Source organism: Kluyvera sp. CHPC 1.251 (assembly GCF_036759945.1).
GTDB classification, from domain to species: domain Bacteria; phylum Pseudomonadota; class Gammaproteobacteria; order Enterobacterales; family Enterobacteriaceae; genus Kluyvera; species Kluyvera sichuanensis.
On sequence record NZ_JAPKIC010000015.1, the window covers coordinates 48044 to 69075 of the forward strand.

At 56.3% G+C, this 21032-nt stretch carries 19 protein-coding genes and 1 tRNA gene; 12 read left to right on the top strand and 8 right to left on the bottom strand.

Going from position 1 to position 21032, the window contains the following annotated elements; genetic code table 11:
- Window positions 1-141 precede the first annotated feature (141 nt).
- Window positions 142-218 (top strand) — tRNA-Pro (locus V6940_RS21210).
- A 145-nt stretch (window positions 219-363) separates the two neighbouring features.
- Window positions 364-1599: an anaerobic sulfatase maturase gene (locus V6940_RS21215; RefSeq protein WP_333497210.1), complete on the top strand. Its 1236-nt coding sequence runs from the start codon at window positions 364-366 to the stop codon at window positions 1597-1599.
- A gap of 44 nt (window positions 1600-1643) precedes the next feature.
- Here the strand turns inward: V6940_RS21215 and V6940_RS21220 are convergent, their stop codons facing one another.
- From V6940_RS21220 to hemC, 5 genes are all read right to left on the bottom strand, one after another.
- The gene (locus tag V6940_RS21220) at window positions 1644-3296 is read right to left on the bottom strand and encodes a sulfatase-like hydrolase/transferase (RefSeq protein ID WP_333497211.1); all 1653 of its coding nucleotides are present in this window, start codon (window positions 3294-3296) and stop codon (window positions 1644-1646) included.
- Between the two features lie 605 nt (window positions 3297-3901).
- Complete coding sequence (hemY, locus tag V6940_RS21225) at window positions 3902-5098, bottom strand: protoheme IX biogenesis protein HemY (protein ID WP_333497212.1); 1197 nt, start codon at window positions 5096-5098, stop codon at window positions 3902-3904.
- Window positions 5099-5101: 3 nt separating this feature from the next.
- Window positions 5102-6301, bottom strand: coding sequence for a uroporphyrinogen-III C-methyltransferase (gene hemX / locus V6940_RS21230; RefSeq protein ID WP_333497213.1), 1200 nt, complete (start codon window positions 6299-6301; stop codon window positions 5102-5104).
- Between the two features lie 21 nt (window positions 6302-6322).
- The gene (gene hemD / locus V6940_RS21235) at window positions 6323-7063 is read right to left on the bottom strand and encodes a uroporphyrinogen-III synthase (RefSeq protein ID WP_333497214.1); all 741 of its coding nucleotides are present in this window, start codon (window positions 7061-7063) and stop codon (window positions 6323-6325) included.
- Window positions 7060-8001: a hydroxymethylbilane synthase gene (gene hemC / locus V6940_RS21240; RefSeq protein WP_333497215.1), complete on the bottom strand. Its 942-nt coding sequence runs from the start codon at window positions 7999-8001 to the stop codon at window positions 7060-7062. Before hemC ends, hemD begins: the two co-directional genes overlap by 4 nt.
- A gap of 418 nt (window positions 8002-8419) precedes the next feature.
- Between hemC and cyaA the strand changes: the two genes are divergently transcribed.
- Window positions 8420-10966, top strand: coding sequence for a class I adenylate cyclase (gene cyaA / locus V6940_RS21245; RefSeq protein WP_333497216.1), 2547 nt, complete (start codon window positions 8420-8422; stop codon window positions 10964-10966).
- A 98-nt stretch (window positions 10967-11064) separates the two neighbouring features.
- On the opposite strand, the gene cyaY is transcribed toward cyaA, so the two are convergent.
- Window positions 11065-11385: an iron donor protein CyaY gene (cyaY, locus tag V6940_RS21250; RefSeq protein WP_035896460.1), complete on the bottom strand. Its 321-nt coding sequence runs from the start codon at window positions 11383-11385 to the stop codon at window positions 11065-11067.
- 139 nt (window positions 11386-11524) lie between these two features.
- On the opposite strand from cyaY, the gene lptM reads away from it, so the two are divergent.
- From lptM to corA, 8 genes are all read left to right on the top strand, one after another.
- A complete protein-coding gene (gene lptM, locus V6940_RS21255) occupies window positions 11525-11728 on the top strand; it encodes an LPS translocon maturation chaperone LptM (RefSeq protein WP_333497217.1) in 204 nt (67 codons plus the stop codon).
- 35 nt (window positions 11729-11763) lie between these two features.
- A complete protein-coding gene (gene dapF / locus V6940_RS21260) occupies window positions 11764-12588 on the top strand; it encodes a diaminopimelate epimerase (protein WP_185669777.1) in 825 nt (274 codons plus the stop codon).
- Entirely contained in the window at window positions 12585-13292 is a 708-nt protein-coding gene (locus V6940_RS21265; protein ID WP_185669768.1) for a DUF484 domain-containing protein, read from the top strand. The genes dapF and V6940_RS21265 overlap by 4 nt, the downstream gene beginning before the upstream one ends.
- Window positions 13289-14191: a tyrosine recombinase XerC gene (gene xerC / locus V6940_RS21270; RefSeq protein ID WP_333497218.1), complete on the top strand. Its 903-nt coding sequence runs from the start codon at window positions 13289-13291 to the stop codon at window positions 14189-14191. Before V6940_RS21265 ends, xerC begins: the two co-directional genes overlap by 4 nt.
- Window positions 14191-14907: a 5-amino-6-(5-phospho-D-ribitylamino)uracil phosphatase YigB gene (gene yigB / locus V6940_RS21275; protein ID WP_333497219.1), complete on the top strand. Its 717-nt coding sequence runs from the start codon at window positions 14191-14193 to the stop codon at window positions 14905-14907. Before xerC ends, yigB begins: the two co-directional genes overlap by 1 nt.
- A 64-nt stretch (window positions 14908-14971) precedes the next feature.
- Window positions 14972-17134, top strand: coding sequence for a DNA helicase II (gene uvrD / locus V6940_RS21280; RefSeq protein WP_185669765.1), 2163 nt, complete (start codon window positions 14972-14974; stop codon window positions 17132-17134).
- A gap of 147 nt (window positions 17135-17281) precedes the next feature.
- A complete protein-coding gene (gene ysgD / locus V6940_RS22810) occupies window positions 17282-17338 on the top strand; it encodes a YsgD/CorL family protein (RefSeq protein ID WP_368301982.1) in 57 nt (18 codons plus the stop codon).
- 149 nt (window positions 17339-17487) lie between these two features.
- Window positions 17488-18438 carry a magnesium/cobalt transporter CorA gene (gene corA, locus V6940_RS21285; RefSeq protein WP_185669764.1) on the top strand — a complete coding sequence of 317 codons (951 nt, stop codon included), beginning with the start codon at window positions 17488-17490 and terminating at the stop codon, window positions 18436-18438.
- A gap of 38 nt (window positions 18439-18476) precedes the next feature.
- On the opposite strand, the gene rarD is transcribed toward corA, so the two are convergent.
- A complete protein-coding gene (gene rarD / locus V6940_RS21290) occupies window positions 18477-19370 on the bottom strand; it encodes an EamA family transporter RarD (protein WP_333497220.1) in 894 nt (297 codons plus the stop codon).
- Window positions 19371-19420: 50 nt separating this feature from the next.
- On the bottom strand, window positions 19421-19888 hold the full coding sequence (gene yigI / locus V6940_RS21295) for an acyl-CoA thioesterase YigI (RefSeq protein ID WP_220439443.1): 468 nt from the start codon (window positions 19886-19888) through the stop codon (window positions 19421-19423).
- 161 nt (window positions 19889-20049) lie between these two features.
- On the opposite strand from yigI, the gene pldA reads away from it, so the two are divergent.
- On the top strand, window positions 20050-20916 hold the full coding sequence (pldA, locus tag V6940_RS21300; RefSeq protein ID WP_333497221.1) for a phospholipase A: 867 nt from the start codon (window positions 20050-20052) through the stop codon (window positions 20914-20916).
- Window positions 20917-21032 lie beyond the last annotated feature (116 nt).

Sequence of the window (21032 nt, forward strand, 5' to 3'; positions counted from 1 at the left end):
AACTGGTTTGGGACCAGTGGGTCGGAGGTTCGAATCCTCTCTCGCCGACCAATTTTAGACCCTGCAGAGCAGGGTTTTTTATTCAAGACTTAACGTCATGAATAAAAACCGAATTGAACGATAATTCAAAAAGCAGTATTTCGGCGAGTAGCGCAGCTTGGTAGCGCAACTGGTTTGGGACCAGTGGGTCGGAGGTTCGAATCCTCTCTCGCCGACCAATTTTGAACCCCGCTTCGGCGGGGTTTTTTGTTTTCTGCAATCCTGCTCACGCCCCGTCGCAATAAACGCCGCTCTCTTCTTTCTACGTAGCTGTACTATTCCCCCTTCCATAATGGACGACGTTTTACTCAGGAAGGAGTGAATATGCTGCAACAGGTTCCGACGCGTGCGTTTCACGCGATGGCGAAACCGAGCGGTTCAGCGTGTAACCTGAACTGTACCTACTGTTTCTATCTCGAAAAACACGCGCTTTATCCCCTTCAGCCTACGACGCATATGGACGATGCCACGCTTGAAGCCTACGTGCGCCACTATATTGCCGCTAGCGAACCTCAGGATGAAGTCGTCTTCACCTGGCAGGGCGGAGAGCCTACGCTGCTGGGGCTGGACTTCTATCGCCGCGCGGTGGCGCTGCAGCACACTTACGGCGCAGGGCGGCGGATTAGCAATAGCTTCCAGACCAACGGCGTACTGCTGGATGACGAGTGGTGCGCGTTTCTGGCTCAGCACCATTTTCTGGTTGGGCTTTCGCTGGACGGCCCGGCGGAAATTCACAATCTCTACCGGGTGACGAAGGGGGGGCGGCCCACGCATAAGCTGGTGATGCGCGCGCTGAAGCTGCTGCAAAAGCACGGCGTTGAGTACAACGTGCTGGCCTGCGTGAATCGACAGAGCGCGTGCGAGCCGCAGCGGGTTTACGATTTTTTGCGCGATGCAGGCGTCACCTTCATTCAGTTTCTGCCGGTGGTTGAACGCCTTGCCGACGATACCGCCGCCCGGGCTGGTCTATCGCTGCATGCCCCCGGTGAGATGAAAGGTTCTCTCACGCCATGGTCCGTTCGCCCTGAAGCGTATGGCGACTTCCTGATTGCGATATTCGATCGCTGGCGTCAGCGCGATGTCGGCCGCGTTTTTGTGATGAACATTGAATGGGCGTTCGCAAGCTTTGTCGGTGCGCCCGGCACGGTTTGCCACCATCAGCCGACCTGCGGGCGTTCACTGGCGATAGAGCATAACGGCGATGTTTATGCCTGCGACCACTACGTGTACCCGGAATACCGCCGAGGTAATCTGCATCACGATACTTTCGCGAGCATGGTGGACTCGTTGGTGCAGGTCGAATTTGGCAAGGAAAAATACAGCACGTTGCCAACACAGTGCCGCGAGTGTGCCGTGCTGAAAGCCTGCTGGGGAGGCTGCCCGAAGCACCGCTTTATGCCGACCACGTCCGGTGAGCCGGCGCTTAATTATCTCTGTGCCGGGTTCCAGCGCTATTTTGGCTATCTGCCGCCTTACCTGAAAGCGATGGCCGACCTGCTGGCGAACGGCCGCCCGGTGAGCGACATCATGAAGGTGCATCTGGTGAGGGCAAAGCAGTAGGGCGATAAAAAGCCCGCTTCCGGATGGAGGCGGGCGGCTTGACCTTACAGCTTAATTTGTACCTTCGGCGGGTACTTCTGCAGGATCTTCATGTAGTCATGAATTTCAGTCTGCAGCGGTACGCCCATTGGAATGTGGCGCACGCCGATAGCATCGCTTTCCTGCGGGTCGGTGTAGAGATTAAAGACCGCGGTACCGGCCGTCTGCATGATGGCGCCGGAGAAACCGCCCTGGTAGCCGCTTTGGGTAAAGGCATACGGCTGCTGGATAACCAGATGATATTTAAATTCATCCATACGTACGGCGGACAGCTGGCCGTTCAGGAAGTAATGTTCTGCTTTACGGTTAGACTGACCGTTGGTGCCGAGGAAGAATGAAGACTGGTCGACGCCATCGATAAAGGTGGTTGTCGGCACCAGCTTAGCGACTTCGGCCCCGCCTTTCCCGGCCAGCGCCAGCGCGGTAGGGAACAGATCCGCCAGATCGACAATGCCGTCAGATTTACGCGGCTGGATCATCCCTTTCCAGTAGACGAAGGTCGGTACGCGAACGCCGCCTTCCCAGGTTGAGCCTTTCGCACCGCGGAACGGCGTACGGCCATGCGGTGGGACTTCAGCTTCCGGGCCATTGTCGGAGGTAAAGACAATCAGCGTATTTTCCAGCTGGCCATTTTTCTCCAGCGCGTTATACAGATTAGCGAAGACGTCGTTCATCTCCACCATGCAGTCGCCATAAGAGGTACGAGCCGGTGAGCTGCCCGCATATTTAGCGTTCGGATAGTTGTCGAAGTGACAGCCGCGCGTGCCGTAGTACAGGAAGAACGGCTTATCGCTTTTGGTCATTTTATTGAGGAACTCAACGCCGTACTGCATCCAGCGTTGATCCAGATCTTCCATATATTTCGGCGTGATATCGGCGATGGCTTCCTGCTTGCCGCCGCGAACGGCATGGACATCATCTTTACTGAACGGCAGATTTTTAATGTACTCCGCGCGGTCCGGGCTTAGCACTACTTCAGGATTAACGTGAACGTCGCGCCATTCGGTGTACATATCCGATACCGAGTTAAAGCCGCGGAAATCATCAAAGCCGACGTTTTGCGCCTGCGATCCTTCGTTTTCACCCATGTGCCATTTACCGATTGCCTGGGTCACGTACCCTTGATCGTGCAGCAGCTGCGGTAGGGTAGTCAGCCCTTCCAGCCCCCCCGGCATGCCGTACATCGGCGGCATTTGAATGCCGTGGTGAACGGAGTACTGCCCGGTCATGATGGTGGCGCGCGTCGGTGAAGAACTTGGCTGTGAATAGGCTGATGTCAGAATAAGACCCTGACTGGCGACGGCGTCAATATCCGGCGTTGGGTTGCCAACGGCAATACCGCCGCCGTTAAAGCCGACGTCCATCCAGCCGACATCATCCAGCACGAAAATAACCACGTTAGGTTTCTTCCCGGTTTTTTTGGCAATATCCGCGAGTTTTTGCTGTGTCTCTTTATTCTGTTCGGGGTGCATCATGACCGGCATCATATTTTCAGCAATGGTGGTTGCCGGTTTTACTAAATATTGATTGGGGTGATCGTAGCCGGCAAAACCTTCTCTGGCTTTGGCTACCGCAGGAGTGTCTGCCGCGTTAGCCAGCGCGGGAAGCGCTGCCAGAACAGCGATTGCCAGCAGCCTTGGGGGAAAAGATAAATCCATTATAATATCTCCATGATTTATATATTTTACTGATTTAATTTATACGCCACGATTGGGCGTAACGATCTGATGAATAAATAGAGGTGATTCTTTTATTTCAGTGAATATAAAAATGGGCCGATGCAGCGAGGGAAATTCTATACCTTATATTTTTACTCTGTAAATATAAGTCCGCTATAGAAAGGGGCAGGATCAAATATTGCGCGCTGTTTTTTTATGAATTGATATAGGGAATGAATATTATCTTGTTTATTTTCTCACTCAGGAGTGTCCTCCCCGGAGATCCTGTGACATAATGCGCCGCGTAGATGCTCATTCCACCTCTTATGTTCGCCTTTGGCCTCATAAACTCGGGAATGACGCAGAGCCGTTTACGGTGCTTATCGTCCACTGACAGATGTCGCTTTTGCCTCATCAGACACCATGGACATTACGTTGAGTGAAGCACCCATTATGTTGTCGAATTAAACCTGTTTAACGCCTGCTCCCAAAAGGAGCGGGCGTTTTTTTATGGGCACTGTGCGACAACTGCCGCATGGCGCTTCGCTTATTCGGCCTACAAAAAAAGGGGGCCATCTGGCCCCCTTGTCATTTGTGCACCGGCATTACGCGGGCGGATTATTCTGCAACGTCAGCATTAAGCCATCGCGACGCATCGCTGCCGCTTCTTCCGGCTGCTTCAGACGATCAAGCGTATCGGCAAGCCAGGCGTAGTCGAACGCGTCGGGACGTTGCTTCAGCGCAGCGCGGAACGCCAGGCTTGCTTCCTGCCACTCGCCGTGCTTCATCAGCGACTGCCCCAGCGTACTCCACAGCAGCGGGCGATCGCCCACCGTTTTGATCTGCTGGCGCAGCAGTTTTTCCATTTGCTCCGGGTTATTGGTGCGCAGCCGCGGGATCAACATCACCAGACGATCGTCATACTGGCGCTTCAGCCCATCGATAATGATCTGCTGTGCGGTGTCATGATCGTCACATTCAATCAGGTGATCGGCCATGGCGACCTGCAGGGCCACCTGATGACGGGTTTTGCGGCTCTGGTTTTTCCACCAGTCACGCAACCCTTCGCTACCCTGATCGGCACGAGCCTGGTCCATCAGGCCAATCCACGCCTGTTGTTCCAGCGCGGCACGGTGCGCGTCATCGCCAACGTGCGCTTTTGCCATGGACGGAATGATATCCAGCAGCGAGCTCCAGGCCCCGGTCTGAATATAGGCCTGCTCTGCCAGGCGCAGCACTTCAGGGTGGCGCGGTGCCACTTCCAGCAGCTTATCGATGCCATGACGCGCTGCGTGATTCTCGTGGCGGGCAAGCTGCAGGCGAACGCGGGTGATTTCGACTGGAATCAGGTCGTTGCCTGCGCTTTCAGCGGCGCGCTGGAGGTGCTGATTAGCGCGCGCTTCGTCACCACGCTGCTGCGCCGCTTCGGCTGCCAGCAGGTAATTCACCACCGGTTGCTCGGCGTGGTCGGCATTTTTCGACATCAGCTTCTCAACCTGCTGATAGTCGCCTTCTGCCAGCTTCAGCAACGCCTGTTCGGTCTGCTTACGTGCACGGCGACGCTTACGACCAACAAACCAGCCTCGCGTGTGGGCGCTGGTGCGGAAGATACGGCGCAGAACCCACTCCAGGACGAACAGCACCACCATTATCAGGATCATGATAATGACTAAGCCGGTGACGCTGGTTTCAACGTTATAGTTGTCGGTCTGAATCAGAACATAACCCTGATGGCCAGCGATCATCGGGCCGACTACCACGCCGGCAATCAGCAGTGCGAAGAGTAAGAGAACTTTTAGCATCGGTTACTCTCCTTGTGCTGGGGCAGGTGCTGGCGCTGGCTGCACGGGGGCCACAGCGGCAGGCTCTGCGGACGTGACGGCAGGCTGGGCCATCAGGTTACGCACGCGGGTTTGCATCAGTTTTTCCAGAATCGGCTGGCTTTGCAGCGTTTCCGGGATGTCCATGGAGATGCTCTGCTGGCTGAGCTTGTCGATCTCATCAAGGAACGTCTTTGTGGCGGCGTCGTCGGTGTCGTAGTAAGCGCGTACCCAGGTTGAAACGTTATCCAGCGCCTGCTTGAAGGTTTCATCCTGATGGCGCGGAATCGCCTGAGAGGCGGCGAGCAGCTGGGCGCGGATATTCTCCCGCAGGTAGATATCCTGGTTCGGCGCCAGCAGCGGAACGGCGGTTTCGTCGCGACGACGAATGGTAATAAAGCTGTCCATAAAGTTCTGCCAGCTTTTCTGCAGATTCACACGCCATTCGCTGAGCGAAGCCGACAGCTCGGTGCCGTCGTTATCCATTGGCGAATCATCGGTGTTGTTGTCTGCCAGACGCAGGTTATCCACCTGATTGGCGAGCTGATTAACTTTAAGGATGATGCCGTCGTAGTCCACCTGAGAGACGGCGGAGAGGCTGGCAATATCTTCGGTAATGGCGCGACGCGCGGCGATTAAGCTTGGGTCGTTCATATCCGCCAGGCTCGCGTCGGCACTTTTCAGCAGCGCCGCGGCGGTGGTGACGTCCTGATCGCTCCACAGCTTGCGTCCGGCCAGCTTCACGAGGAAGTCAGACTGGGCCAGCAGCCAGGTTTTCGAGTCAGTACCGGAAATGGCCGCCACTTTCTGCTGCATTTCGTCCAGCTGTTTAGCCATTTCCGCCTGCTGGGTTTTGGCTTCCTGCAGCTGGTCGGCCTGCTGTTTAAGCGTGGTTTCCAGCGCCTCTTTTTGCGCGTCCTGCGTTTTTTGCAGGGCGATAAGCTGATTGGCAAGGGTGTCGCTGGTCTGGGTCTGGTTGACGGCCTGCTGTTTGCCCCAGCCGTACAGGCCAATGCCTGCCGCTAGCGCAATGGCGATAGCAACGGCGCTGAGCGCCAGGCTGGTTTTCCCGCCGTTATTTTTCTTCTCAGCATTTTCCGGCTTACGAGCGTCGGGCTGCGGTGAGGTTTTCACCGCATCTTCGGACTCTTCAACCACGGCGGAGTTTTCTTTTTGTTCCGTCATTATGGCTTCCAATTTTGAGAGTTATTGTAGTGCGCGCAGCAGCGCATCGTTGTCTGCGCTATCGGCAACCTGAATATCCTGCCAGCCCAACTCCTGGGCCAGTTTTGCAATACGCTCACTCACCACCAGTAGCCGGCAGGTGAGCAGCCAGCGCTCCCGGTACCAGAGGGGAATCAGCGTCCAGAGTTGTTGCAGCATTTCGCCGCTGGTCACCACGAGGGTGTTGACCTCTCGCGACTGCCAGCGCATGGCCTCTTCGGCACCGTCATAGTGGATAGCGCTGCGTTGGTAGCATTCGCAAAGGGTGACGTCGGCGCCGCGGGCGCTCAGCGTTTCGGCCAGCAATTCACGCCCGCCGTTGCCGCGCAGAATCAGCGCCTTCTTTCCCGCAATAGTTTGCAATTCAGGTAATTGTAGCAACACTTCGCTGATTTCCCGATCTAATGGATAGCGAACATCGAGGCCGCTCGCCTGATGTAGCGCCAGTGCCGTAGTACGGCCAATCGCAAAATAACGGGGAGAAGTGGGCCAGCTAACGCGCTGCTGCTGAAGCTGCGCGTGGGCGAAGCTGACCGCGTGCTGCGACAGAACAAACGCTAAATCGCCTTCGCGCAGTGCGCCAAGCGCCGGCGTCAGCGCGTTCAGCTCTCGTCCGGGCGTAAATTCTATCAGCGGGAAATTCCAGGCTACTCGCCCCAGCGCGCGCAAACGGCTGACTAACTCTTCACCTTGCGGGGAGGGGCGGGTAACCAGAATGGTCATACGGCGGCATCTCCGTCATAAACGGCGGCAAGGATTGCCCGCGCGCCGTTATCCAGCAGTTCATCGGCAAGCTCAATACCCATGCGCTCGGCATCTTCCGGTTTGCCCCGACGTTCGCCGCACACCATTTCACTGCCGTCCGGCGCGCCAACCAGCGCGCGCAGCCACAGTTCGCCGTTGTTCAGCTCAGCGTAGCTGCCGATAGGCACCTGGCAGCCACCTTCCAGGCGCGTGTTCATCGCGCGCTCGGCGCGAACGCGAATGGCGGTGTCGTCGTGGTTTAATGGCGCGAGCAGGGCGCGGGTCTGTGCATCGTCCAGACGGCACTCAATGCCAACGGCACCCTGGCCGACTGCCGGGAGTGACTCTTCCGGCGACATTGGCTGGCGAATACGGTCATTCAGCTCAAGGCGTTTTAGCCCCGCGACCGCCAGAATAATGGCATCGTAGTCACCGTTGTCGAGCTTGCTCAGACGCGTGCCGACGTTGCCGCGCAGCGAGCGGATCACCAGATCCGGACGGCGTTTGGCCAACTGGCACTGACGACGCAAGCTGGAGGTGCCGACGATGCTGCCTGCCGGGAGGTCATCCATGCAGGCGTAATGATTGGAGACGAAGGCATCGCGCGGGTCGTCACGTTCGCAGATGGTCACCAGCCCAAGCCCTTCCGGGAACTCGACCGGGACATCTTTCATCGAGTGGACGGCGATGTCCGCACGGTTTTCAAGCAGCGCCAGCTCAAGCTCTTTGACGAAAAGCCCTTTACCGCCCACTTTTGCCAGCGGCGTATCGAGGATGATGTCCCCTCGCGTGACCATCGGCACGAGCGTCACCGTAAGCCCTGGATGGCAGGCCATCAGGCGTTCTTGTACATAGTGCGCTTGCCAGAGAGCGAGCGGACTTTGGCGTGTGGCAATTCTCAAAACTTTGTCTAACATGCTTGTTACCGTCGTTATCATCCATTGACCATCCTAACATTGTTGCCCTAATGATGTTAGTTTTCACGGTCTTCGTAAAAATTCTTGCTGGGAATTAAGGGGTATGCACGAAGCGTGCCTTGAGAGTCAGTAAAGGTAAGCATAAACGGGGTTGTGTTTACCGTTCATTACTGGCACTGTCTTGATCGTATGCCGAGGTTTACAGCAGCATTCAATGCTACACTTGTTGTAGTGCAACATTCTTTACGGTCAACCGGCAAGGTGTTAAATTGATCACGTTTTAAACCATTTTTTGTCCAAAATTCGATAATCACAACGGCGGACAATAAAACGGTAACGGTTCTTCTTGTTGAAATATTAAAACCTCCGTACCGCTCTGACAGGATACGTCGAGGTTTTGAACATCAGGCGATATGTCTTGTACCTCTATATTGAGACACTGAAACAGAGACTGGATGCCATCAACCAACTGCGTGTGGATCGCGCGCTTGCAGCCATGGGACCTGCTTTCCAGCAGGTTTACAGTCTACTGCCGACATTATTACATTATCATCATCCGCTGATGCCGGGTTACCTCGACGGTAACGTTCCCAAGGGCATTTGCCTCTACACGCCTGATGAAACCCAACGCCACTATCTTGATGAGCTCGAGCTGCATCGCGGTATGCCGCCGCAGACCTCTGCAAAAGGTGAACTGCCGATTACCGGCGTCTACTCGATGGGGAGTACCTCATCGGTAGGCCAGAGCTGCTCTTCCGATCTGGATATCTGGGTCTGCCACCAGTCGTGGCTCGATAATGATGAACGCCAATTGTTACAGCGCAAATGCAGCCTGCTGGAAAGCTGGGCGGCATCGCTGGGCGTTGAAGTCAGCTTCTTCCTGATCGACGAAAACCGCTTCCGTCATAATGAAAGCGGCAGCCTCGGCGGCGAAGACTGCGGTTCAACGCAGCACATTTTACTGCTCGACGAATTTTACCGCACGGCGGTCCGCCTGGCGGGCAAACGTATTCTGTGGAATATGGTGCCGGGCGAAGAAGAAGATCATTACGACGACTACGTGATGACCCTTTACGCCCAGGGCGTACTGACGCCGAACGAGTGGCTCGACCTCGGTGGATTGAGCTCGCTCTCCGCCGAAGAGTACTTTGGTGCCAGCCTCTGGCAGCTCTATAAGAGCATCGACTCGCCGTATAAAGCGGTGCTGAAAACCCTGCTGCTGGAAGCCTATTCCTGGGAATACCCGAATACGCACCTGCTGGCGAAAGACATTAAACAGCGCCTGCACGACGGCGAGATCGTCTCCTTCGGTCTCGATGCCTACTGCATGATGCTGGAGCGCGTGACCGAGTACCTGAAGGCGATTGAAGATGAAACTCGTCTCGACCTCGTGCGCCGCTGCTTCTATCTGAAGGTGTGCGAAAAGCTCAGCCGCGAACGCGCCTGCGTTGGCTGGCGTCGTGAAGTGGTTGGCCAACTGGTGAAAGAGTGGGGCTGGAGCGAAGAGCGTCTGGCGATGCTCGATAACCGCGCCAACTGGAAAATCGACCAGGTGCGTGAAGCGCACAATGAACTGCTCGACGCGATGATGCAGAGCTACCGTAACCTGATTCGCTTCGCGCGTCGCAACAACCTGAGCGTTTCCGCCAGCCCGCAGGACATCGGCGTGCTGACGCGTAAGCTGTACGCTGCGTTTGAAGCGCTGCCGGGTAAAGTCACGCTGGTGAACCCGCAGATCTCCCCGGACCTGTCCGAACCGAATCTGACCTTTATCTATGTTCCGCCGGGACGTGCCAACCGTACGGGTTGGTACCTCTACAACCGCGCGCCGAACATGGAATCAATCATCAGCCATCAGCCGCTGGAATATAACCGCTATCTGAATAAGCTGGTGGCCTGGGCCTGGTTTAACGGCCTGCTGACCTCGCGTACACGCCTGTTTATCAAGGGCAACGGCATTGTCGATCTGGCAAAACTGCAGGAGATGGTCGCTGACGTGTCGCACCACTTCCCGCTGCGTCTGCCTGCGCCAACGCCGAAAGCGCTCTACAGCCCGTGCGAAATTCGCCATCTGGCGATTATTGTTAACCTCGAATATGACCCGACGGCGGCTTTCCGCAATCAGGTGGTGCATTTCGATTTCCGCAAGCTTGATACCTTCAGCTTCGGTGAAGATCAGAAATGCCTGGTCGGCAGCGTCGACCTGCTGTATCGCAACTCGTGGAACGAAGTGCGTACGCTGCACTTCAACGGCGAGCAGGCGATGATCGAAGCGCTGAAAACCATCCTCGGTAAAATGCACCAGGATGCCGCGCCGCCGGACAGCGTTGAAGTGTTCTGTTATAGCCAACACCTGCGCGGTTTAATCCGTACCCGCGTACAGCAACTGGTGTCGGAATGCATCGAACTGCGCCTTTCCAGCACCCGTCAGGAAACCGGGCGCTTTAAAGCGCTGCGTGTCTCCGGGCAGACCTGGGGCCTGTTCTTTGAACGTTTGAACGTGTCGGTGCAGAAACTGGAAAACGCCATTGAGTTCTACGGCGCCATTTCGCATAACAAGCTACACGGGCTTTCCGTTCAGGTTGAGACAAACCATGTTGAGCTGCCGCAGGTGGTCGATGGTTTTGCCAGTGAAGGGATTATTCAGTTCTTCTTCGAAGAGTCGGGCGAGGATCAGGGCTTTAATATCTATATTCTGGACGAGAGCAACCGCGCAGAGGTGTACCACCACTGTGAAGGCAGCAAAGAAGAGCTGGTGCGTGACGTCAGTCGCTTCTACTCGTCATCACACGATCGTTTCACCTACGGCTCAAGCTTTATCAACTTCAACCTGCCGCAGTTCTACCAGATTGTGAAGGTTGATGGGCGCGCGCAGGTGATCCCGTTCCGCAGCCAGGCCATCGTGCCGCCGCCGTCCAATCAGGACAATAACAACGCGCCGTTGTTGCAGCAGTATTTCTCTTAATCATGATGCCGGATGGCGGCTCCGCCTTATCCGGCCTACTCGTTTCGTGCCGTTTGTAGGCCGGATAAGGTGTTTACACCGCCATCCGGCAATTCACCTTAGCGGAAGCTAACCTCTTCACCCGCCTGCTGCGTTGCCGCCTGCTCAAGCAGATCCCAGAACGTTTCGCCGCTGCGGTCACAAATCCACTCATCACCCTTCAGATCGAAATGGTAGCCGCCCTGTTTGGTTGCCAGCCACACCTGGTGCAATGGCTCCTGACGGTTAATAATAATTTTGCTGCCGTTTTCAAAGCTGATGGTCAGCACGCCGCCGTTGATCTCGCAGTCGATATCGCTGTCGCCGTCCCAGTCGTCCAGACGTTCTTCGATGGTCAGCCACAGGGTATCGGCGAGGCGATGAAATTCACTGTCGTTCATTGTTGTTTCCCATTATTTAGTGATGGCGGCAGTATAGCGTGAAACAAATCACGTTGCAGTCAGGTGCTTAACGCTTGCTTTTGCGCCTCCTCCTGCGATGATAGAAAATAGAAAGCATTGAACTACAGGCATCTTAAGAATGAATAAGATTTTTCGACCGCTGGCAGTGTTACTTGCATTATCTAGCCTTGCAGGCTGCGGCCTGAAGGGCCCGCTCTATTTCCCTCCGGCTGATAAAACGGCGGCTCCACCGACGCAACCCGTCACTCCTCCGATTCAGAGTAGCGCTCCGGATCGTAACGACCGTGGTGATAACGGCGGCCCGACGCAGGTTAATTACTAATATTACCGTTCTGTTCCGCGCAACTGGAGTAGATGATGCAGTTCTCTAAAATGCATGGCCTCGGCAACGATTTCATGGTCGTCGACGCGGTAACGCAGAATGTCTTTTTCTCGCCCGAGCTTATCCGCCGACTGGCGGACAGGCATCTTGGCGTGGGTTTCGATCAGCTGCTGGTCGTGGAACCGCCTTACGATCCCGATCTGGATTTTCACTACCGCATCTTCAACGCCGACGGTAGCGAAGTCTCCCAGTGCGGTAACGGTGCTCGCTGCTTCGCCCGTTTTGTGCGCCTGAAAGGGTTGACCAACAAGCGCGACATCCGCGTGAGCACCGCCAATGGTCGCATGGTTTTAAGCGTGACCGACGATGAACTGGTTCGCGTGAACATGGGCGAGCCGAACTTCGAACCGTCTCAGGTACCGTTCCGCGCTAACAAAGCGGAAAAGACCTATATCATGCGCGCCTCTGAACAGACAGTATTGTGCGGCGTGGTCTCGATGGGGAACCCGCACTGCGTGATTCAGGTCGATGATGTCGACACCGCGGCGGTAGAAACGCTTGGCCCGGTGATGGAAAGTCATGAACGTTTTCCAGAACGCGCTAACATTGGTTTTATGCAGGTAGTGAAGCGGGACCACATCCGTCTGCGCGTTTACGAACGCGGTGCGGGTGAAACTCAGGCCTGCGGCAGCGGCGCATGTGCGGCGGTTGCCGTCGGCATCCAGCAGGGCTTGCTGGCGGAAGAGGTGCGCGTGGAACTGCCGGGCGGGCGACTTGATATCGCCTGGAAAGGCCCGGGCCAACCGTTGTTTATGACTGGCCCGGCGGCACATGTCTATGACGGATTTATTCACTTATGAAACACGTCGGGGAAGAACAGCAGGACGCTCTCACCACGCTGAATGATGGCGCGGTCGTGGACTATCTGTTGCAACATCCTGAATTCTTTATTCGTAATGCCGCAGTGGTTGAGCAAATGCGCGTCCCGCACCCGGTGCGGGGCATGGTCTCTCTGGTGGAGTGGCACATGGCGCGTTCGCGCAACTACATTGCCATGCTGGAAGAGAACATGAGCCAGCTGATGGAACAGGCGACGGCGAACGAAAGCCTGTTTTACCGCCTGTTGCATCTGCAAAACCGGCTGGCCTGCGCGGAAAGTCTGGACGATCTCCTGCTGCGCTTCCATCGCTGGGCGCGTGAGCTGGGGCTGGCAGGCGCATCGCTGCGGCTGTTCTCCGACCGCTGGCGTCTTGGCGCACCTTCCAGACACACCGATCTGGTGCTTTCCCGTCAGGCCTTTGAGCCGCTGCGCATTCAGCGCTTAGGTCAGGCCAACCACTATCTTGGCCCCCTTAACGGCCCCGAACTGCTGCTGGTGCTTCCTGAGGCGAAAGCCGTAGGATCGGTCGCGATGTCGATGATGGGCAGCGACGGCGATTTAGGTGTGATCCTCTTTAGCAGCCGCGACCCGCACCACTATCAGCCGGGGCAGGGTACGCAGCTGCTGCAGGAAATCGCCCTGATGCTGCCGGGCTTGCTGGAACGTTGGATCGAGCGCGTATGACCGACACCGGGCTAGGGCTAGCCGTTACCCGCTTTCTGCGCTATCTCGGCGTAGAACGCCAGCTTAGCCCCATCACACTTCTCAACTATCAGCGTCAGCTTGATGCCATTATTGAACTGGCCGAAGGGATGGGCCTGCAGAATTGGCAACAATGTGATGCTGCGATGGTGCGCAGCGTGGCGACCCGCAGCCGCCGCAAAGGGCTGGGTGCTGCAAGTCTGGCGCTACGCCTGTCGGCGCTGCGCAGCTTCTTTGACTGGATGGTGGGTCAGGGTGAGCTGCCGGCTAACCCGGCAAAAGGTATTGCCGCGCCGAAAGCGCCGCGCCATCTGCCAAAAAATATCGACGTTGATGACGTTAACCGTCTGCTTGATATCGATCTCAATGACCCGCTGGCGGTGCGCGATCGCGCCATGCTGGAGGTGATGTACGGCGCGGGGTTACGTCTTTCTGAACTGGTGAATCTGGATATTAAACATCTGGATCTCGATACCGGCGAAGTGTGGGTGATGGGGAAAGGCAGCAAAGAGCGCCGCCTGCCGATTGGCCGTAACGCCGTGGCGTGGATCGAGCACTGGCTCGACCTGCGTGGATTGTTCGGCAGCGACGAGGACGCGCTGTTTCTCTCGAAGCTCGGTAAACGGATTTCAGCGCGAAATGTGCAAAAGCGCTTTGCCGAATGGGGTATCAAGCAGGGGCTGAACAGCCACGTGAACCCTCACAAACTGCGCCACTCATTTGCCACCCATATGCTCGAATCGAGCGGTGATCTGCGCGGCGTGCAGGAGCTGCTGGGCCACGCCAACCTGTCGACCACCCAAATCTATACCCACCTTGATTTTCAACACCTTGCATCGGTGTACGATGCGGCGCATCCGCGCGCCAAACGGGAGAAATAATGCGTTTTTATCGGCCGTTGGGCGCTATCGCTGCGCTGACGTTTGACCTTGATGACACCCTTTATGATAACCGCCCGGTGATTGACCGGACGATGCAGGAGTCGCTGACCTTTGTACGCGGTTACCATCCGGCACTGGCGAACTTCGATGCTCGTACGCTGCAGCAGTGGCGCGACGAACTGTTAAAGACGGAGCCAGAAATCTACCACGACGTCACCGAGTGGCGCTGGCGCGCGCTGGAGTCTGGTATGCGTCAGCTTGGTCTGACGGCTCAGGAAGCCAAAGCCGGTGCCGATGCGGCGATGGCGAATTTTGCCCAGTGGCGTAGCCGGATTGACGTACCGCAGGAAACCCACGACACGCTGGCGAAACTGGGTCAAAAATGGCCGCTGGTGGCGATCACCAACGGTAATGCCCAGCCGGAACTGTTCGGCCTGAGCGACTACTTCCAGTTTGTACTGCGCGCTGGCCCGGACGGGCGCTCGAAGCCGTTTGCCGATATGTACCATCTGGCGGCAGACAAGCTCAACGTACCGCTCGGCGAGATTCTGCACGTGGGCGATGACCTGACTACCGACGTGGCAGGCGCGATTCGCTGCGGCATGCAGGCCTGCTGGATCAAACCGGAAAATGCCGACCTGATGCAAACCGCAGACAGCCGTTTGTTGCCGCATGTCGAGATTTCCCGGTTGGCATCTCTGACCTCGCTGATATAATCGTAAGCAACTCTGTATAAATTCCCAGGGGTCCTACTGGGCCCTGTTGATTCCGGCGGTGCCAATGGACGTTTCTTACCTGCTCGACAGCCTCAACGATAAACAGCGCGAAGCCGTCGCGGCGGAGCGGACCAATATGCTGGTGCTCGCCGGGGCAGGCAGCGGCAAGACGCGCGTGCTGGTGCACCGCATTGCCTGGCTGCAAAGCGTCGAGAACTGCTCGCCGTACTCCATCATGGCCGTTACCTTTACCAACAAGGCGGCGGCGGAGATGCGCCACCGTATCGCTGAGCTGATGGGCACCTCGCAGGGCGGCATGTGGGTCGGGACCTTCCACGGGCTGGCGCATCGTCTGCTGCGTGCGCACCACCTGGACGCCAATCTGCCGCAGGATTTTCAGATCCTTGATAGCGAAGACCAGCTGCGCCTGCTGAAGCGCCTGATCAAGGCGATGAACCTCGACGAGAAACAGTGGCCGCCGCGCCAGGCAATGTGGTTTATCAACAGCCAGAAAGATGAAGGGCTGCGCCCTCACCATCTGCAAAGCTATGGTAACCCGGTTGAGCAGACCTGGCAGAAGGTCTATCAGGCCTACCAGGAAGCGTGTGACCGCGCGGGGCTGGTGGACTTCGCCGAGCTGCTGCTGCGCGCCCATGAGCTGTGGCTCAACAAACCGCACATCCTTCAGCACTATCGCGAACGTTTTACCAATATCCTGGTGGACGAATTCCAGGATACCAACAACATTCAGTACGCCTGGATCCGCCTGCTGGCGGGCGACACCGGTAAGGTGATGATCGTGGGCGATGACGACCAGTCGATCTACGGCTGGCGTGGGGCGCAGGTGGAAAACATCCAGCGCTTCCTCAACGATTTCCCCGGCGCAGAAACCATTCGTTTGGAGCAGAACTACCGTTCAACCAGCAATATCCTCAGCGCTGCGAACGCCCTGATTGAAAACAACAACGGGCGTCTGGGCAAAAAGCTGTGGACCGACGGTGCCGATGGCGAACCGATTTCACTCTACTGCGCGTTTAACGAATTGGATGAAGCGCGCTTCGTGGTGAACCGCATTAAGACCTGGCAGGACAACGGCGGCGCGCTGACGCAATGCGCCATCCTCTACCGCAGCAACGCCCAATCGCGCGTGCTGGAAGAGGCACTGCTGCAGGCCAGCATGCCGTATCGTATCTATGGCGGTATGCGCTTCTTTGAACGTCAGGAAATCAAAGACGCGCTCTCCTATCTGCGCCTGATTGCCAACCGTAATGACGACGCCGCGTTTGAGCGTGTGGTGAACACGCCAACGCGTGGTATCGGCGATCGTACGCTGGACGTGGTTCGTCAGACCTCACGTGACCGCCAGCTGACGCTGTGGCAGGCCTGCCGTGAGCTGCTACAGGAGAAAGCCCTTGCCGGCCGTGCGGCAAGCGCGCTGCAGCGCTTTATGGAGCTGATTGACGCGCTGGCGCAGGAAACGGCCGATATGCCGCTGCACGTGCAGACCGACCGCGTAGTGAAAGACTCCGGCCTGCGCATGATGTACGAGCAGGAAAAAGGCGAGAAGGGCCAGACGCGAATCGAGAACTTAGATGAACTGGTCACGGCAACGCGGCAGTTCAGCTACAACGAAGAAGATGAAGATTTAATGCCGCTGCAGGCGTTCCTCTCCCACGCGGCGCTGGAAGCCGGGGAAGGCCAGGCAGATACCTGGCAGGACGCGGTGCAGTTGATGACCCTACACTCGGCGAAAGGCCTGGAATTCCCGCAGGTGTTCATCGTTGGTATGGAAGAGGGGATGTTCCCAAGCCAGATGTCGCTGGATGAAGGCGGGCGTCTGGAAGAAGAGCGCCGTCTGGCCTACGTTGGCGTCACCCGTGCGATGCAGAAGCTGACGCTGACCTACGCCGAAACCCGCCGCCTGTACGGCAAAGAAGTTTACCATCGCCCGTCGCGCTTTATCGGCGAGCTGCCGGAAGCCTGTGTGGAAGAGGTTCGTCTGCGTGCGACGGTCAGCCGTCCGGTCAGCCATCAGCGGATGGGCACGCCAATGGCGGAGAACGACACCGGGTATAAACTGGGTCAGCGTGTACGCCACGCGAAGTTTGGTGAAGGCACCATCGTCAACCTGGAAGGCAGCGGTGAACATAGCCGACTGCAGGTCGCTTTCCAGGGGCAAGGAATTAAATGGCTGGTGGCCGCTTATGCCAGGTTAGAAAACGTATAACATTCAGAAAAACATAACATTTTTGTCACCTTCTGCTAGCCTTAATAAAGAGAAGGTAATTAATCTAACTTAGCGTTTCGTTGCGTGTTGACGGCGTTTTTTTGCTGGCGTAACATGCGCGCACGATTACGCTAAGAGGACAAAGCCTTGGACACACCCAGTAGATGCTGGCTCACCTTCCTGTCATTCAGGAACAACTCCTAAGGCTATCCTCTTATGCTGATAGCCTTAGCGGTTGTCAGCGACTCGTATTTCCCGTCGCATTGAGTCAGGCTGTTTAATGGTCTGAAACCCCTGTAGTTTCTGTGTGCCCACCGGCTGTCCGATAATTTTTTGCATTGGGAGTCCCGGTCATGCTGAGCGCATTTCAACTGGAAAACAATCGTTTAACGCGTCTTGAGGCGGATGAGATCGATCATCTTGCCAGCTCGGTTTGGGTGGATTTAGTCGAGCCAGATGACGACGAACGAAACCGTGTGCAAAAGGATTTGGGCCAGAACCTGGCCACGCGCCCTGAACTGGAAGACATCGAAGCATCCGCACGTTTTTTTGAAGACGAAGACGGCCTGCACATTCACTCCTTCTTCTTTTATGAAGATGCGGACGATCACGCAGGTAACTCCACCGTCGCATTCACCATCCGCGAAGGGCGTTTGTTCACCCTGCGTGAGCGTGAGCTGCCGGCATTTCGCCTCTACCGCATGCGTGCGCGTAACCAGGCGATGGCGGACGGTAACGCCTACGAGCTGCTGCTCGACCTGTTCGAAACCAAGATCGAACAGCTGGCGGACGAAATCGAAAACATCTATAGCGACCTCGAAAAGCTAAGCCGCGTCATAATGGAAGGGCATCAGGGCGATGAGTACGACGAAGCGCTCTCGACGCTGGCGGAACTGGAAGATATCGGCTGGAAAGTTCGCCTGTGTTTGATGGATACCCAGCGCGCGCTGAACTTCCTCGTGCGTAAGGCGCGTCTGCCGGCAGGCCAGCTGGAGCAGGCACGGGAGATTCTGCGAGATATCGAATCCCTGCTGCCGCACAATGAATCGCTGTTCCAGAAGGTTAACTTCCTGATGCAGGCGGCGATGGGCTTTATCAACATCGAGCAGAACCGCATCATCAAGATCTTCTCGGTGGTCTCCGTGGTCTTCCTGCCGCCGACGCTGGTGGCTTCCAGCTACGGGATGAACTTTGAGTTTATGCCGGAGCTGAAGTGGAGCTTTGGTTACCCTGGGGCAATTATCTTTATGATTCTGGCAGGGCTTGCGCCGTACCTGTACTTTAAGCGCAAGAACTGGCTGTAATAGCCGTGCCGGATGGCGCTTCGCCATCCGGCAATCCTCTAGCTCCGACGCGCCCGTCTTTGCGTATACACCGCATCCATCACGAATATCGCTAGCGCCACCCAGATAAACGCAAAGGTCACCATCTTATCTGCGCCCGGCACCTCACCGTAGAACGTCACCGCCAGCAGGAACATCAGCGTTGGGCCGATATACTGGAAGAAGCCCAGCGTCGAGAGACGCAAGCGGGTAGCCGCCCCGGTAAAGCACAGCAATGGGATAGTGGTCACCACGCCTGCGGCAATCAGCAGCAAGTTCAGCGACCACGGATTTTGACCCATATGGCTGGTGGCGCTATCGGCGATGCCGAACAGATAAATCGCCGCCACCGGCAGCAGCCAGAGCGTCTCGAACAGCATACCGGTCTGGGCATCAACGGCAATTTTCTTACGCACCAGGCCATAGAAGGCGAAGCTGAACGCCAGCCCCAGTCCAATAACCGGCAGTGAACCAAAGGTCCAGAGCTGGACCAGCACGCCGCAAATCGCTAATGCCACGGCAACCCATTGCATGCGGCGGAAGCGCTCGCCAAGGAAAATCATCCCCAGCAGAATATTCACCAGCGGGTTAATAAAGTAGCCGAGACTTGCCTCCAGCATATGGTGGTTATTGACCGACCAGATAAACAGCAGCCAGTTACCGCCAATCAGCACCGCCGACAGCGCCAGCAGGAAGACCTTCTTTGGCGTCTTCAGCAGCGTTTTAACCTGTGGCCATTGGCGGCTAAAGCTAATAAGCGCCACCATAAAGAAAAACGACCAGATAACGCGGTGGGTCAGGATCTCATCGGCAGGAACATAGTAAATCAGCTTGAAGTAGGCTGGAGCGATGCCCCAGATGAAGTAGGCGGCAAGGGCCAGAAGCACGCCCTGTCGCGTTTGTTTGGGATCCATGTGAAACATCCATTTCGAAAAAGTAACGCAATTTTACGCGATTCTGGCGGTTATCCCACCATATAAGTCGCCGTGGCGCTGGCGATATGCGTTTTCTCTTCGTTGTGCAGCTCAACGCGGGCAACGGCAACCTTATTGCCTGCGCGCAGCAGCGTGCTGGTGGCGGTAAAGCGCGAGCCGCGTCCTGGGCGCAGATAATCCACGCGCAGGTCGATGGTGCCCATTTTTGACAGGCGCTGGCGCAGTTCATCTTCATTGATGGTGTCATGACGCGCCAGCGTACTGCCCACGCAGACCAGGCCTGCCGCGACATCCAGCGCTGAGGCGATCACCCCACCGTGCAGAATGCTTTGCGCCCAGTTGCCCACCATCATCGGCTGGTTGTTAAAACTCAGCTGTGCGAACGCCTTTTCGTAGACATCCAGCTCCAGATTCAGGGCCCGGTTGAACGGCATATGGTAGACAAAGATTTCGCCAACCAGCTTGAGTGCGGCTTCCGCGGTGAGTTCTGCAGACATAGTGACCTTACATTTCATTGTTAATAAAATGTTGATTTTATGCCGATTGAATGTTGATTTCTACTTTCAGAAAGGTTTGATGAGCAAGAACAGCGTAAACAGGTAGAATACGTGTCAATTTGTTATCCATTATTTATATATATCTCAGGGGAAGTTGACTGATGCGGATCTCACTCAGTGGGTTACTGGCGCTGCTGCTGCCTGTCGCGGCGTTGGCACAGGAAGCGACAATTAAAGAGGTGCACGATGCACCGGCAGTACGCGGCAGTATTATCGCCAACCTTCTACAGGAGCATGATAACCCGTTTACGCTCTACCCCTATGAAAGCAACTACCTGCTTTACACCTGGACCAGCGACCTCAATAAAGAGGCGATTCGTTCCTACGACTGGGCCGAGAATGCGCGCAAAGATGAGGTGAAATTCCAGCTTAGCCTGGCCTTCCCGCTGTGGCGCGGCATTCTGGGGGATAACTCGGTGCTGGCCGCCTCGTACACCCAGCGTTCCTGGTGGCAGCTCTCCAACAGCGATGAGTCTTCGCCGTTCCGCGAGACCAACTATGAGCCGCAGCTTTTCCTTGGTTTTGCTACCGATTATCGCTTCGCGGGCTGGACGCTTCGCGACATTGAGATGGGCTATAACCATGATTCCAACGGTCGCTCTGACCCGACCTCCCGCAGCTGGAATCGTCTTTATACACGTCTGATGGCGCAAAACGGCAACTGGCTGGTTGAGGTGAAGCCCTGGTACGTCATTGGCGATACCGACGATAACCCGGATATCACCAAGTATATGGGCTATTACCGGCTGAAAATCGGCTACCAGCTGGGCGACGCGGTGCTCAGTGCGCAGGGGCAATATAACTGGAACACCGGCTACGGCGGCGCGGAACTGGGCGTGAGCTATCCGGTCACTAAGCACGTTCGCCTCTATACTCAGGTGTACAGCGGGTACGGCGAGTCGCTTATCGACTATAACTTTAACCAGACTCGCGTTGGGGTTGGGGTCATGCTTAACGATCTGTTTTAAGAGCAATTCCTGCGGTTTGTTGCGAGCATGGCCGAAGGAATTCGTCTAAAACGTTGCAGTTTGGCACGCGGGCGCTGAAAATAGCGCCTGTTTTTATTTAACGGTAATGGGGTCAA

Excerpts from the sequence above, each read along its gene's own strand:
- V6940_RS21215 (WP_333497210.1), top strand. The coding sequence starts at position 364 with ATGCTGCAACAGGTTCCGACGCGTGCGTTTCACGCGATGGCGAAACCG.
- V6940_RS21220 (WP_333497211.1), bottom strand. The coding sequence starts at position 3,296 with ATGGATTTATCTTTTCCCCCAAGGCTGCTGGCAATCGCTGTTCTGGCA.
- hemY (WP_333497212.1), bottom strand. The coding sequence starts at position 5,098 with ATGCTAAAAGTTCTCTTACTCTTCGCACTGCTGATTGCCGGCGTGGTA.
- hemX (WP_333497213.1), bottom strand. The coding sequence starts at position 6,301 with ATGACGGAACAAAAAGAAAACTCCGCCGTGGTTGAAGAGTCCGAAGAT.
- hemD (WP_333497214.1), bottom strand. The coding sequence starts at position 7,063 with ATGACCATTCTGGTTACCCGCCCCTCCCCGCAAGGTGAAGAGTTAGTC.
- hemC (WP_333497215.1), bottom strand. The coding sequence starts at position 8,001 with ATGTTAGACAAAGTTTTGAGAATTGCCACACGCCAAAGTCCGCTCGCT.
- cyaY (WP_035896460.1), bottom strand. The coding sequence starts at position 11,385 with ATGAACGACAGTGAATTTCATCGCCTCGCCGATACCCTGTGGCTGACC.
- lptM (WP_333497217.1), top strand. The coding sequence starts at position 11,525 with ATGAATAAGATTTTTCGACCGCTGGCAGTGTTACTTGCATTATCTAGC.
- dapF (WP_185669777.1), top strand. The coding sequence starts at position 11,764 with ATGCAGTTCTCTAAAATGCATGGCCTCGGCAACGATTTCATGGTCGTC.
- V6940_RS21265 (WP_185669768.1), top strand. The coding sequence starts at position 12,585 with ATGAAACACGTCGGGGAAGAACAGCAGGACGCTCTCACCACGCTGAAT.
- xerC (WP_333497218.1), top strand. The coding sequence starts at position 13,289 with ATGACCGACACCGGGCTAGGGCTAGCCGTTACCCGCTTTCTGCGCTAT.
- yigB (WP_333497219.1), top strand. The coding sequence starts at position 14,191 with ATGCGTTTTTATCGGCCGTTGGGCGCTATCGCTGCGCTGACGTTTGAC.
- uvrD (WP_185669765.1), top strand. The coding sequence starts at position 14,972 with ATGGACGTTTCTTACCTGCTCGACAGCCTCAACGATAAACAGCGCGAA.
- corA (WP_185669764.1), top strand. The coding sequence starts at position 17,488 with ATGCTGAGCGCATTTCAACTGGAAAACAATCGTTTAACGCGTCTTGAG.
- rarD (WP_333497220.1), bottom strand. The coding sequence starts at position 19,370 with ATGGATCCCAAACAAACGCGACAGGGCGTGCTTCTGGCCCTTGCCGCC.
- yigI (WP_220439443.1), bottom strand. The coding sequence starts at position 19,888 with ATGTCTGCAGAACTCACCGCGGAAGCCGCACTCAAGCTGGTTGGCGAA.
- pldA (WP_333497221.1), top strand. The coding sequence starts at position 20,050 with ATGCGGATCTCACTCAGTGGGTTACTGGCGCTGCTGCTGCCTGTCGCG.